The following is a 301-nucleotide window of genomic DNA, read 5'->3' as shown; positions in this document are numbered from 1 at the left end:
TGGCCATCCTTTGCGTTAGTCGTGTGTGATCGATCTGCGGCGTCAGTCGCCTTGACCAGCCTGGTCAAGGCCGAACCTGGCGCGCAACACGGTTTCGCGCTCGGCAGCCTCGCCGAGGGCGTCGGAAGTAAAGTCTCTCACCCGCGCGAGCATGCCCGCCGCGCCGGCGGCCGTGCGGCGTGCCACGTGGTCGGGTTGGAGCGGCTGGAGCCGGCGCATCACCCACAGGGCGATGAACGCGCCCAGGGACAGGTAGAACAGCCGCCGGATCACGGGCGCCGCCCCGCCTGGCCCACGGACC

General features: G+C 70.4%; 1 protein-coding gene. It reads right to left on the bottom strand.

Translation table 11 applies throughout. The features are described 5' to 3' along the window. Positions 1 to 42: 42 nt before the first annotated feature. On the bottom strand, positions 43 to 301 hold a 259-nt coding region (locus tag HTZ77_RS44990; protein WP_205304751.1), incomplete at its 5' end, for a hypothetical protein.

Origin of the sequence: Nonomuraea montanisoli, assembly GCF_013363975.1 — a bacterium.
GTDB lineage: Bacteria > Actinomycetota > Actinomycetes > Streptosporangiales > Streptosporangiaceae > Nonomuraea > Nonomuraea montanisoli.
The sequence above is the reverse complement of the archived record's forward strand: the minus strand, read 5'-3'. Positions and strand labels throughout refer to the sequence as shown.